The organism is Paraburkholderia sp. MM5477-R1, assembly GCF_050436385.1.
GTDB classification, from domain to species: Bacteria; Pseudomonadota; Gammaproteobacteria; order Burkholderiales; family Burkholderiaceae; genus Paraburkholderia; species Paraburkholderia tuberum.
Genome location: NZ_JBNDMC010000005.1, coordinates 1,207,996 through 1,220,823 on the forward strand (window position 1 = coordinate 1,207,996; position 12,828 = coordinate 1,220,823).

At 63.3% G+C, this 12,828-nt stretch carries 6 protein-coding genes; 4 read left to right on the forward strand and 2 right to left on the reverse strand.

From position 1 onward, the window contains the following. The first annotated feature begins 4 nt into the window (after positions 1–4). The 4 genes from tssM to OKW35_RS17890 all read left to right on the forward strand — a co-directional run bounded on the left by tssM (position 5) and on the right by OKW35_RS17890 (position 10,435). Positions 5–3,970 (forward strand): type VI secretion system membrane subunit TssM, encoded by a 3,966-nt coding sequence (gene tssM / locus OKW35_RS17875; RefSeq protein ID WP_429552732.1) that lies wholly within the window; start codon positions 5–7, stop codon positions 3,968–3,970. A 33-nt stretch (positions 3,971–4,003) separates the two neighbouring features. Next, positions 4,004–6,628 carry a type VI secretion system Vgr family protein gene (locus OKW35_RS17880; protein ID WP_429552733.1) on the forward strand — a complete coding sequence of 875 codons (2,625 nt, stop codon included), beginning with the start codon at positions 4,004–4,006 and terminating at the stop codon, positions 6,626–6,628. A gap of 89 nt (positions 6,629–6,717) precedes the next feature. Then, the gene (locus tag OKW35_RS17885) at positions 6,718–6,984 is read left to right on the forward strand and encodes a PAAR domain-containing protein (protein WP_090810707.1); all 267 of its coding nucleotides are present in this window, start codon (positions 6,718–6,720) and stop codon (positions 6,982–6,984) included. 16 nt (positions 6,985–7,000) lie between these two features. After that, the gene (locus OKW35_RS17890) at positions 7,001–10,435 is read left to right on the forward strand and encodes an RHS repeat-associated core domain-containing protein (protein WP_429552734.1); all 3,435 of its coding nucleotides are present in this window, start codon (positions 7,001–7,003) and stop codon (positions 10,433–10,435) included. Here OKW35_RS17890 and OKW35_RS17895 read toward each other — a convergent pair. Both OKW35_RS17895 and OKW35_RS17900 read right to left on the reverse strand, forming a co-directional pair. Next, positions 10,340–11,743: a GlcNAc-transferase family protein gene (locus OKW35_RS17895; protein ID WP_429552735.1), complete on the reverse strand. Its 1,404-nt coding sequence runs from the start codon at positions 11,741–11,743 to the stop codon at positions 10,340–10,342. The genes OKW35_RS17890 and OKW35_RS17895 overlap by 96 nt on opposite strands. Before the next feature lie 41 nt (positions 11,744–11,784). Further along, positions 11,785–12,801, reverse strand: coding sequence for a fimbrial protein (locus OKW35_RS17900; RefSeq protein ID WP_429552736.1), 1,017 nt, complete (start codon positions 12,799–12,801; stop codon positions 11,785–11,787). Between the last annotated feature and the right edge of the window lie 27 nt (positions 12,802–12,828).

Consider the following 12,828-nt stretch of genomic DNA (forward strand, 5'->3'; position numbering starts at 1 on the left):
CTTGATGTCTTATTTGAATCGCTTATCGAAACTTGTGCTCACGCGCCAGACGCTGGTGCTCGCCGCGATCCTCGTGACGGCTGTGGCCGTCTGGTTCGTGGGACCTCTGATTGCATTTGGCGACTACCGCCCACTCGAGAGCGTGCTCTCGCGCACGCTGTCGATCGTCGTGCTGTTATTGCTGCTGCTGTTCTGGCTGCTCGGCTGGTCGCCTGGCGTCATCGGCGTCGCGTTGCTGTGTCTCGCGCTCTGGTATTTCGGACCGATACTCGCGTTCGGCGAAACGCATCCACTCGGCACCACATGGTCCCGCGTGCTGCTGATCTCGGTGCTGCTTGCCTGCTACGCGATCTATGGGCTGTATCGTCTGTGGCGGGCAGTGCGCAGCGATGACGTGCTGCTGCAGCGCGTTCTGAACCCGTTCACGAAGAAGTCGGCCGCGACCCCTGTCGCACGAGACGAAATCCGCGCGCTTCACGCGGTCGTCGCGAAGGCCATCGACAAGCTCAAACGCATGCGCGGCGGACCGGCAGGGCTGCGTCGTCTGCTCGAAAGCCAACGCTACCTGTACGAACTTCCGTGGTACATGGTGGTGGGCTCGCCAGGCGCCGGCAAGACGACGTTGATCCTGAACTCGGGTCTGGATTTTCCGGAGGCGGATCAGATGGTCGCGGCGTCGCTGAGAAGCCGCGTCGAAACGGCGAACTGCGACTGGTGGTTCGCGAACGAAGCGGTGCTGATCGACACCGCTGGCCGCTATACGGTTCAGGACGCAGCGTCGCAAGACGCCGCGAAGGTTGACGTCGATCCGGAAGACCTGAAGAGCGTGAACGAGGCCGAGTGGCGCGGCCTTCTGGGGCTGCTTCGCAAGCGGCGCCCGCGCGCGCCGATCAACGGTGCGTTGCTGGTCGTTTCAATCGAAGAGTTGTTGACGCACCCAGCGCCCGAACGAAAGGCGCTCGCCGCGTCGATGCGCGCTCGGCTCGGCGAGTTGCGCCAGCAGTTGGGGATTCGATTCCCCGTCTACGTGCTCGTCACGAAGCTCGATCTGCTGCCCGGCTTCGGGGAGTATTTCCAGTCGTTGACGGCGGAAAGCCGCGCGCAGATTTTCGGCTTCACACTGCCTTATCAGGAAGCGGCGGAACAACACGGCCGCGACACACGGCGCCTGAACTGCGCGGCCGAAATGCGTGAGCTGGAGCAGGGACTCGAAGACGGCGTCAACACGAGGCTGCAAGAGGTGTACGAGGTCGATCTGCGCAAGAAACTTTATGCGCTGCCGTCAGAATTTCGTAGCCTGTGCGCGGAACTCAATGAATTGCTCGCGCTGGTGTTTCTCGATTCGAAATACGACGACACGCAGTTGAACAGCACGCTGCGCGGCGTCTATTTCACGAGCGCGGCGCAAACTCACGAGGCCGTGTCCGCCGACAGCTCCACGCTCTTGCAGCGGCTGCGTCGCGGGCTCGCGGGTTTATTTGGTGCCGCGCCGAATACGGTCTCGCCGTCGTCCGGCGACGCGACGCCTACCGGCTATCGCGGCTATTTCTTGCGCAATCTGTTTCAGCGCGTGATCCTGGCCGAAGCGCATCTGGTGCGGCCGAACCTGTACTGGGAAGTCCGCTTCCGCGCGTTGCGTCTTATCGGACATCTGCTCGCGATCGTCGTGGCGGTGTGGCTGATTGGTGCGCTCGTCGTGAGCTTCGGCAACAACCGCGAATATCTCGCCGCGATCGGTGGCGAGGCCAATGCGCTCGCCGCGCGGGTCTTGTCGCAACGGAAGGCGCCGCAGCCCGGGACGATGGGGACGCTTCTGTCGGCGTCGCGTGACCTGCCTCAGTTCGACGGCATGGACCTCGACAGTCCCGGTGTCGCATGGCACTACGGGCTCTACACGGCGCCCGCCATCCGCGCCGCCGCCGGCGAGACTTACAACAACCTGCTGAAACAGATGCTGCTGCCGCAAGTCGTCGGCCGGCTCGAAACGGTGCTCGATACGCAAATCGGCGTACAGGACGCGGACGGCGTTTATCGCACGCTGATGGTCTACCTGATGCTGTTCGATGGCTCGCACTACGACGCGAAAGCGATCAAGGCATGGGTGCTCGGCGACTGGGAACACGCCAACAGCGTCGCATCGCTCGGCGAGCGCAACGTGATGGCGCGTCACCTCGATGCGCTGATCGTGGAAGGGGTGCCCGCGGTGCCGGCAAGACCGGTGAATGCGCAGCTCGTGCGCCGCGCGCGCGAGTTCCTTGGCCGCAATCCGGCGTCCGGACGGCTCTACGAACGTGCGATGAACGCGATGGCTCCCGAGGCGCCCGAGAACGTCACGCTGCTGAGCGCCGCGGGTCCGCAGGCCACTACCGTGTTCATGCTGGCCGGCGGTTCGACGCTCGCGCGAGGTATCCCCGGTCTCTATACCTACGACGGCTATCACGCCGTTTTTAACAAGCGCCTCCCTGATTTTCTCGAGCAGGCGCGAAAACAGGACGCCTGGGTGATGGGCGAGGCCGATGCATCGGCGCGGTGGCGGCGGATGGCAAACGGCAACGCATCGCGCAAGGACAGGCTCGCCGACGATATCCGTCGCCAATACCTGACCGACTATGGCAATTACTGGAGCCAGTTTCTCGACGACGTGAGACCGGTGTCCGGCAGCGAAGGCACCCTGGCGCCCGATCTGCAGACGCTGCGTACGCTGGCTGCGCCGGATTCGCCGCTGGCGAGACTCGCGCGAACGGCCGCGCGCGAGACGTCGCTGTCGATCGTTGATGGCGCGGACGAGCCGTCGGCCGCCGGTAGTGCCATCAACGTGATCATGCGTCGCTCGCAGGCGGCGCGCGCAGCGAGCGCCGTGGCCGCAACCGCCACGATCGGTCAGCTCGCGCAACAGAAGATGGAACGTGAACTGGTCGACAGACGCTTTGCCGCGCTGCGCGAAGTCGTGACCGGCCAGGCCGATAGCGGGAGCGCGCTGCCCGGCGGCAGCGGCGTGCTGCAGCTGGGCGGCGTCATCGGGCTGATCAACGAGCAGTACACGCGATTGATGACGGCCGGCGACGTGCTCGCCACCAACAGCATGCCGCCCACGGATGACCTCGGCTCCACGCTGCAGCTCGAGGCGCAGAAGCTTCCGCCGCCGTTTCGGGCCGTGCTCGTGGGCCTCGCGTCGCAGTCGATGCGCAAGGTGGACCGCAATGTCGGCTCCTTGCTCACGATGCAGGTCGAATCGAGCGTTGGCGCGCAATGCCGCCGTGCTGTCGAAGGCAAATATCCGTTTGCCGCGAGCGCCCAGGAAGTCGACATCGACGATTTCAATCGCGTGTTCGCGGCCGGCGGCCTGCTCGACGACTTCTTCCACAAGACGCTCGCCAGCCGCGTCGATACGAGCATGCGGCCATGGCGCTATAAGCCGGTCAGCCCGGGCATGCCGCCCATGCAGGGACCGGGCCTCGAACCGTTCGAGCGCGCCGCGGCGATCCGTCAGACATTTTTCCGCGATCCCGGCGCGACCCGGATGTCGTGGAACGCGGGCCTCAAGGTCGTGTCGCTGGACCCCGAGATTACCGATCTGCTCATCGACGTCGACGGGCAAAACCTGCGCTATGCGCATGGTCCGGTCACGACGTCCCCGATCACCTGGCCGGGGCCGCGCGGCGGTTCGATGGCCGGCCTCACCGCGAATCCGCGCGTGCGTCCGGACACGTCGACCGTCATGACCGAAGGTCCGTGGGCGCTGTTCCGTCTGATCGACCGGGGCCGCGTGACGTCGACGTTGTCGTCGAGCCGCTCGGCGGTGGACTTCAATTTCGACGACCGGCACGCGGTCATCGAACTGACATCGGGCGGACAGTCAGGACCGCAACTCACGGCGTTGCTGCGCGATTTTCGTTGTCCCGGTAGCGGAAACGCGATGGGAAGGCGAGCGGACGCGTCGTCAGGCCCCGCATTCGCCGACGAGCTGTAGCGTCTTTTCGATATAGAGAATTTAGAGGAGTGCATGTCAAGTAATCCCTTGAACGCGATAAGTGTGCAAAGCCGCGCAGTGACCGTATCCAGCGCGGCGATACCGCGGTGGCCGGGGCAGACCGCGGACGGACAGACGCAGCCGGCGCTGGAGTTCATGTCACTGAACGGCGACGAGCATCTCGGCAAGCTGTTTGAGTACGAACTGCTGTTGCGCACGCCTGACGATTACACGGTACCGCTTGCCGTCAGTGCCAACCTCGACCTGAAGGCGCTGCTAGGCAAGGAAATGACCGTCGCGATCGACCTCCAGCCGAGCGCCGACACCGAAGCATGTCAGCGCGAAATCACCGGACTCGTCGTCGCCGCGCAATACCTGCGTCGGGACGGCCGCTACAACGTCTATCGTGTCGTGCTGAAGCCGTGGCTGTGGCTGGCGACCCTGACGACCGACTACAAGATTTTCCAGAACAGGACGGTCATCGAGATCATCGACGAGGTTCTGAAGGACTATCCGTACCCGGTCGAAAAGCGCCTCGACGTGAGCCGCTATGCGCTCGAGGGTGAGAGTCCGACCAACGAACCGCGCACGTTCCAGGTCCAGTACGGCGAGACCGATTACGACTTCATTCATCGCCTGATGGAAGAGTGGGGCATCTACTGGTTTTTCGAGCATGCCGACGGCAAGCACCGGCTCGTGCTGTGCGACCACATTGGCGCGCACCGCCACTCGCCGAACCCCTCATACCGGACGCTGGCGTTCCAACCGCAGGGCGGCAAGACCGACACCGAATACATCAGCGCGTTTTCGACGGCCGAAGTCTTGTGCACCGGTCACTACGTGACGAGCGACTTCGACTTCACGCGTTCGCGCGCCGACATGCGGGCGATCAATCAGCAACCGCGCGACACCAGTTGGAACCTGCTCGAGCGCTACGACTGGCCGGGCGACTACACCGACAGCAGCCACGGTGAACTGCTGGCGCGTACGCGCATGGAAGCACTGCGCGCGCCGGGTACGCGAGCGAAAGGCGAAGGTAACGTACGGGGACTCGCGTGCGGGCAGACGTTCGTGTTGACCAACTACGACTATACGGCCGCGAACTGCGAATACCTCGTCATCGGTACGAAGCTCGACCTGACCGGTACGCCGGACGAATCGGGTAGCGGCTACGAATACACCTGCAGCAACAAGTTCGACGCGCAACCGACAAGCGAAGTGTTCAGACTGCCGCGGGAGACCTCGAAGCCGATCGTCAACGGGCCGCAGTCGGCTGTCGTCGTGGGTCCCGAGGGCAAGGAACTGTGGACCGACGAATTCGGCCGCGTGAAGGTCCGCTTCGTCTGGGACCGTTACGGCCAAAACGTCGAAACCGACTCCTGCTGGGTCCGTGTGAGCCAGGCGTGGGCCGGTCAGGGTTTCGGTGGCATCTACATTCCGCGCATCGGCCAGGAAGTCATCGTCGACTTCTGGAACGGCGACCCGGATCGTCCGCTGATCACCGGGAGCCTGTACAACGCGGCGACGCGTCCGCCCTATGACTTGCCAGGCAACGCGACGCAGAGCGGTTTCATGAGCCGGTCGATGGAAGGGGGCCTGCAGAACTACAACAGCATCCGCTTCGAGGACAAGGCGGGTGCCGAGGAATTCACGTTGCAGGCGGAACGGGACATGAACCGCCTGACGAAGCTGAATGAGTCACACGTCGTCGGTGCCGACTACACGATCGGCGTGGCCGCGGCGCACAGCATGACCGTCGGCGCGACGTCCAGCACGATCGTCGGCGGCAAGTACTCGGTAAGGGTGAAGGGTGTCGCCTTCTATTCCGTGGGTCTTGCACACTTTGTCTCGATTGGCGGGGCGGAGGAGACCGCGGTTGGGGGGGCCTCCCTTCTGACGGTGGGCGGTGCACGTACGGTCACGGTTGGTGGCGCGTCGACGCACGCTGTAGGCGGAGCCTATTCGCTGTCGGCCGGGGGGGCGCTGTCTATCGTGTGCGGCAAGTCGTCGCTGACCATGAACAAGGATGGCGAGATCAAGCTCATTGGTAAGTCGATCCGCATCCAGGGTGACACCCGTGTCGTGGTGCAAGGCACGCCGCTGGACCTTAACCCCGGTGACAAGGAATGCGGCAGCTCAGTGACGGTGCCAGTTCCTGTAGTGGTGCTCGATGCGCTGGACGTTCCAGTTATTCCGCCACCTCCATCGGACGAGCCGCTTCCGACGATATGTCCGCTTCCGACGATATGTCCGCCGCCCTCGGAAGAACCGCCGCCATCGGAAGAGCCGGCACCGTCGGAGGAGCCGCCGCCGTCGGAGGAGCCGCCGCCGTCGGAGGAGCCGCCGCCGTCGGAGGAGCCGCCGCCGTCGGAGGAGCCGCCGCCGTCGGAGGAGCCGCCGCCGTCGGAGGAGCCGCCGCCCTCGGAAGAGCCGGCACCATCGGAAGAACCGCCGCCCTCGGAGGAACCGCCGCCATCGGAAGAGCCGGCACCGTCGGAGGAGCCGCCGCCGTCGGAGGAGCCGCCGCCCTCGGAAGAGCCGCCGCCATCGGAGGAACCGCCGCCATCGGAGGAGCCGCCACCGTCGGAGGAGCCGCCGCCGTCGGAGGAACCGCCGCCGCCGATCGAACCACCGCCCGCAACCGGCTCGGACGCGTAACAGCGTATTTCGCAATACCGTGCAGACGGCGAATGCCTTCGCGCATCGCCCTGCACGGACGTTCAGTTTCCATGAGGAGAAAATCGATCATGTTTCCAGCGGCTCGCAAAGGCGATGCGATCGGACATGGCGGTTCGATCGTCTCGGGCTCCCCGACGGTCTTCATCAATCGATTGCCTGCGGCGCTCGTCGGTATGAGCTCTGCCGTTTGCGCGCTGCACCCGTGCTCGCAAGCTGTGGTCGCGGGTTCGGGTACGGTGTTGATCAACAACGTGCCGGCGGCATTGGTTGGCGGCAAGGTTTCGTGTGGCGCGCCGTGTTCCGCTGGCTCGCCAGACGTGCGCATCGGTTCATGATGACGATGGGGGCCATGTGACGACGGGAGTCGCGGGAATCGGCGGCGAGCTGGTCGGCTTGCCCGGCGTCGTATTGCCCCTCGCCAGTGTCGGACCGTTGCTGGATCGCTGTGAGCGGCTCGGCGACGTCGTCGACCGCTTGCGGATGCGTCGTGCGCTGTCGGGCATTCTGTGCGGCTCGGTCGAGGTAATCAGCGGCAGCAAAGTCTGCCTACCTACCGACGAAACCGACTTCAGGCTGCGAGGCCGTCTTCCGCTCGTATGGTCGCGTTGTTATTCGAGCGAGCAGCACGCGCTCGGGCTGCTCGGCGTCGGTTGGCGCACGAGTTGGGAAGTCACGCTGCACAAGCGGGACGATCAACTGCTCTACACCGACGAATGCGGCAGCACGCTCAGCGTGCCGTTTCCCGAGCGCGGGTCGCAGGTGATTGCGTCGGCTGCGCAGTTGCACATCGCGCATCTGAGCGACGGACGCCTCGTCGTCGCTGATCTGACGCCGCATTACCGCGTGTTCGGCGACTTCGACGCGAACGGAATCGCACGGCTCAAATACGTCGAGGATCTTCGTCAGCAGCGAATCGGCCTGATCTGGGATCCCGGCGGGCGCTTGCTGCGCATGCGTGGAACCTGCGGCCACGAGCTGCGCATGCACTACGAAGCGCGGATGGGCGCGCGTCTGATTGCTGTCGAGTGTGTCGACGGCGGTCCCACCGGCGCGCTGGTCCAGTACGGCTACAGCCAGCGCGGCGAACTCACCGAGGTACGCAACCGGGTCGGCGAAATCGTGCGTCGCTTTGCATACCGCGATGGGCGGATCGTCGAAGAAGCAGACGCGCTCGGAATGGCGACACGCTATGTGTGGCAGACGATCGGCGGCGCCGCGCGCGTGATTCGACGAGTCACGTCAGAAGGCGCGCGTGAGCGCTTCGCCTACGACTTCGATAGCCGGACCAGTGAGGTCAGCGACGTCTTCGGCAACACGGCGCATTGGCAATACGACGAGCAGGGCCGCGTGCTGTCGCACACAGACTTCGACGACCGGCGCTACCGGTTCGACTACGGCGACGCCGTCGCGCCGCTCACCATGCAACTGCCCGGCGAGCGGCTGGTTCACGTCGAATACGACGGGCTCGGACGCGTCGCGTGTGAGACGGATCGCGAGGGCGCAACCCGCTCGACGCAGTATGCGTTTGCGTCACGCGAGCCCGTGTCAGTTGCGTTGAGCGATGGCCGTGTGTGGATGTGGGCACGCAACGATCGCTTGCAGCCGTTGCACTATCAAACTCCGTCTGGAGAATTCACGCGTTTCGAATATGGTGACGATGGCGATGTCGTGTGCTCGACGGATGCCCAGGGGATCGCCACGACCTTCGCGCATAACGCGTGGGGGCAGGTGACACGTCGCACTGGAGTTGGCGGAAGCACGACGGACTACGAGTATGACGTCAATGGTTACGTAGTCAGTGTGACCGACGCGCTCGGCGCGGTCACGCGAATCGAGCGCGATGGCCTCGGCCGACCGTTGACCATCACGCGTCCGGACGGACAGGCCGAGCGTCATGTGTGGAATGCGGCTGGCCAGCGGACGTCGTTCGTCGGCCCGAGTGGCCGAAGCCGGCACTGGGATCGAGACCGGCGCGGCAATGTCGTACGCGCGGTCGACGAAGAGGGGCACGTGATCGTGCGTCGATACGATGCGCATGGGCGCCCGGTTCGAATCGAAAGCGCGAACGGCGCGGTGCAGTTGCTTCGGTGGAATGCGAGCAGTTGCCTGTCGATCACGGATGCAGATGGCGTGGAACGCAACTTCGACTATGCGGATACCGGGCGGGTCCGTTGTCTCACGTGGAAGGCGGGCGCGCAACAGCGTCGCGAAACGTTCGACTACGACCGCGCGGGCCGTCTGATCCGGCGTGAGACCGCGCACAACCGCTATATGTATCGCTACGGGCCGCGCGGATTGCTCGACTGCGTGAGCCGCGAGCCAACACGAGAAGGCGAGCTACTCGGAATTGGAGCGGATGAGATCCGCTTCGAACACGACGCCGGTGACCGTCTGATTGCCGAGCACGGCGCAAACGGCACACTGCGCTACACGTACGACGTCGTTGGCCGCCTTGTCGCGATTCAACTGCCACAGGGGCAGGAGTTGCGTATGCGTCGCTTCGAAACTGGCGCTGTCGCGTTCGTCGAACTGGACGATCGACAGATTGCGCGCTTCTGGTATGACGCGATGAGGCGTCCGGTTGCGCGCACGCAAGGCCGTTTGCGCACGCATACGGGCTATTCGCCGCTCGGCTTGCCGGTGTGGTGGCGTTCGGTGACGGGGCGCGACGTGGATACGCCGGGCTGCGCGACAGAACCTGTCGCCGGATTGTGGCGCGAAGCGGATTACAGTCTCGCTGACGTGATCGTCAGGACGGGCGCCGAGGCCGACGGTCAGACGTGGTACGACTACGACCGGCGTGGCTGTCTGTTGCGCTCGGTGTCGGAGAAGGGGGACATCGAGTATTTCACCTGGGACGCCGCTGGCAATCTGCTCGATACGCCTGGCGGCAGCTGGTTCCCGGCCGTGTATCCCGACCACCGGTTACGGGAGTGCCGCGGACATCGTTATGACTATGATGTGTGGGGGCAATTGGTGCGTAGGCGTGGCCGCAACCATACGCTATCGCTCGATTGGGATGCGGAGGGGCACGTCATCGCCGCGCATCGCAAGGGCTATACCGTGCGCTATCAGTACGACGCGATCGGTCGACGTATCGGCAGGCGTGTCGAACCCGCTTCGTCACGGCGTGCGCAGCAGTCATCGACGCCGGAACAGGACGAGCTCACGCGCTATTTGTGGCAAGGACACAGACTGATCCAGCAGCAGCGCGCGATGGAACTGCGCACGTACCTGTATCAACCCGAGCCCGACCGCTCAACCGGCTTCGCGCCGCTCGCTTGCGTGGACCAGACCCTCACCGATGATGGCGCGATCAAGAACACGCAGGTCTATCACTATCACACTGACGTCGCCGGTACGGCCGTCGCGCTCACGGATGAGACCGGCCAGGTGGCATGGCGCGGGCGTTACCGGGCGTGGGGCAGTCTCGTGACGCCGGAGTGGCCAAGCAGCGACGCGTTTGCGCAGCCGCTTCGTTATGCCGGCCAATACGCGGACGATGAAACCACGCTGTACTACAACGGTGCGCGTTTCTATGATCCTCACGCGGGCCGCTACATCAGCCCCGATCACAACGGCGAAGGCGGAGCCAGTCCGTATCGCTACGCGCCGAATCCGCTGACGTGGTGCAATCCTGTCGGCCGCGCGACGCCGGAGGCGTTTCCGTGCGTCGTGGTCGCGGATGCGTCATGCATCGATGGCGCACCGGACCCGGCTCAATACCTTGCCGGCGTCGTCGAACAACTCCACGACGTAGCAGGCTGGGAGCTGGCCAAGTTCTGATTCGAAAATCACATGGAAGTCGAGCCAGCCGTTTTTCCGGTATCGGGAAAGACCGCTGCCGTCGACAGTCTCGCGGCGCAGTACCGTCTCGTCGTTGCCGTAAATCACGACGGTGCCTGACGTCGCGGCCCGCAGCGCGTGCTCGACGCCGGGCGTGACCAGATGCCTGTCGAATCCATTCTGATGCACGCACACACGGACGTCGTTTGCGCGTAGCAGAGAAGCTTTCCATGTCGCTTCGTCGGGACGTTGCGTGCCCGCGACTGGTGGAACATCATTCAATACCGACTGCTGGACACCGCGCCACTTGAAGCCGATGCCCGCGTAGGCCTCGTAATCGGCGAGCGTGCGTTCCGCTCCGAGTCCATACTTGCCGAACTCAACGTCAGCCAACGTTTCTCCGTCGATACCGAGCAGAGCACGATTGCGCTGCAACGAGCGCTCGTTGCGCGCGTGCCAGGGCTCGTCGATTTCACCCCGTTCCTTGGCCTCGTGATTGTGGTCGTTCCACATCTTGACGCGGTATGAGCGCAGATATTCGTGCCAACCGATCAGCCTGTGCGGACTGTACAGGTCATAGCCGTGGGTGAACGCACGGACGGCAAGCGAAATCTCCTCGCCGTGAAAGAAATAGTCAGGATCGTGCTGGACCGCCTGGGCAAAGTGACCGTCGGCAAATGCGAAGTGCGCGCTGAAGAAGCGCGAACGGACCGGGCGAATGCGCGTTCTCCAGTCGGAGAGTGTCTTCGAGCGAAACAGGACCACCCCTTCCCTGGAAAACCTTGCATAGGCCAATATGCTCGGCTCTTCGCTGGATCGAGCGTCGTCGTTCTCGGGGTCGTACATCGGAAGGTAGGCGGTCAGCACGGGTTTCGGACTTTCATCGCGTAAAGACTCCAGCATCTCGATTGCGAGCGTGTCCCATGCGTCGACGAAGCGGTGGTGCGAATCGAGTTGCAGCGTGTAGCGCTCTCCGCCGTATCGCTGTTGGACCAGATTGCGAGCCCAGCATGCGCCCTGCGTCATCATGTGGGGCACGTCGATCAATTCGATTTTCGCTTCACGATGACTGAGATGTTGGATGGTCCAGCTGTCGGTCTGCTCGGTTCGCCAATTGCCAAAGCCTTGCTGCCAGAACTGGATCATCGTCTCGTCGTGCGCATGCTGCCAGCAGACGATGATCCGTAGTAGATCAGGTTTTCTAGCTTTCTGGATCAAATCCAGCAGGGTGGGGATCAACTGCGGGTCGCGATAACTCGCGATTTGCACGAAGATCGAGTGCGGCGGTGTGACGGATAACTGGGTCATGCGCGTTGATTCTGGTGGACCTTCGTCGTCGAATAGTCGATTCAAAGAATGGTCATCGTGACTGTTGCGGTTGCCTGGATCCTGCCTGCGCTCGGCGTTGCTGTTCCGACGCGCAGCACCGTCGCCTCGAGTGCAAACGGCGATTGCATCGCGCCCTGCGGTGTGTGGACGAGGGTGCTCGTCGGATCGTTGGGCCTGAAGATTGTGTTGGTTGAAACATCCCGCAAACGAATCGCGAGATGCGTCGCGCCGGTGTTCTTCAACATACTGCTATCTTCTGTATCGGGGGTGCCGGAAAGTACGGCAGTAATCGAAGCCGGTGGCGTGGGCCCGGTGCAGAGCACCGTAAAGTCGACTGGCTGAGTTGGCCCGCTTGTGGTCGACACATCGCTTGGGCCGAACGTGCCGAAATCGATGTTCAGTGTGCTGGTATTGACCGAGCAACTTGGAAGAACCTTGACGTTGATGCTGCCGCCTGTGTTGGTCACGACCCGACTGCCGTCACCCTCGGCGACGCCGGCTCCCACGGTGTTGAGTATCACGTTGACGTTGCTTGCGATGTCGCCGGTTTTGACCAGTTCGATCTCGAATTGCGAGCCAATGCCGAAGCGCCCATACATAACCTGATTGGCTTCGCCCGCGGGAAAGGACGGCGTAAACGGAAGTGGCGAGTTCACGCCGGTTGCACGAAGATAGGTCAAACGAAAGCCGATGCCTGGGACGTTCGTGTTATAGACGGTAGCCCCCAATACAACGGACGGCGTTGCGTTGGAATACTGTATTGATACCGTGCCCCCGTCGGTGCAGTCCGCGAAGTTCGCATAGGTCGCGTACGCCGGCGACAAGCCCGTGGCGATCACCGAGCCGACCGGTAACGCCGGATCGATCGATACCGAGCTTTCCCGGAACGGTATGTTGACCGCTAATGGTTGTCCCGCGATGTAGCCTTGAGACAGCAGTTCGGAAATTTGCGAAGGCTTCAACTGGATGCAGGTGGCGAACGCGAAATGGGGTATCGCGAAGCAAACCAGGATAAGAAAATGAATGAGTCTTTTCATTGGAAGTTGTTGGTTGACCGGCGGACT

Bases quoted from the DNA above. Each gene is read 5' to 3' on its own strand.
- tssM (WP_429552732.1), top strand. From the start codon at position 5: ATGTCTTATTTGAATCGCTTATCGAAACTTGTGCTCACGCGCCAGACG.
- OKW35_RS17895 (WP_429552735.1), bottom strand. From the start codon at position 11,743: ATGACCCAGTTATCCGTCACACCGCCGCACTCGATCTTCGTGCAAATC.
- OKW35_RS17885 (WP_090810707.1), top strand. From the start codon at position 6,718: ATGTTTCCAGCGGCTCGCAAAGGCGATGCGATCGGACATGGCGGTTCG.
- OKW35_RS17880 (WP_429552733.1), top strand. From the start codon at position 4,004: ATGTCAAGTAATCCCTTGAACGCGATAAGTGTGCAAAGCCGCGCAGTG.
- OKW35_RS17900 (WP_429552736.1), bottom strand. From the start codon at position 12,801: ATGAAAAGACTCATTCATTTTCTTATCCTGGTTTGCTTCGCGATACCC.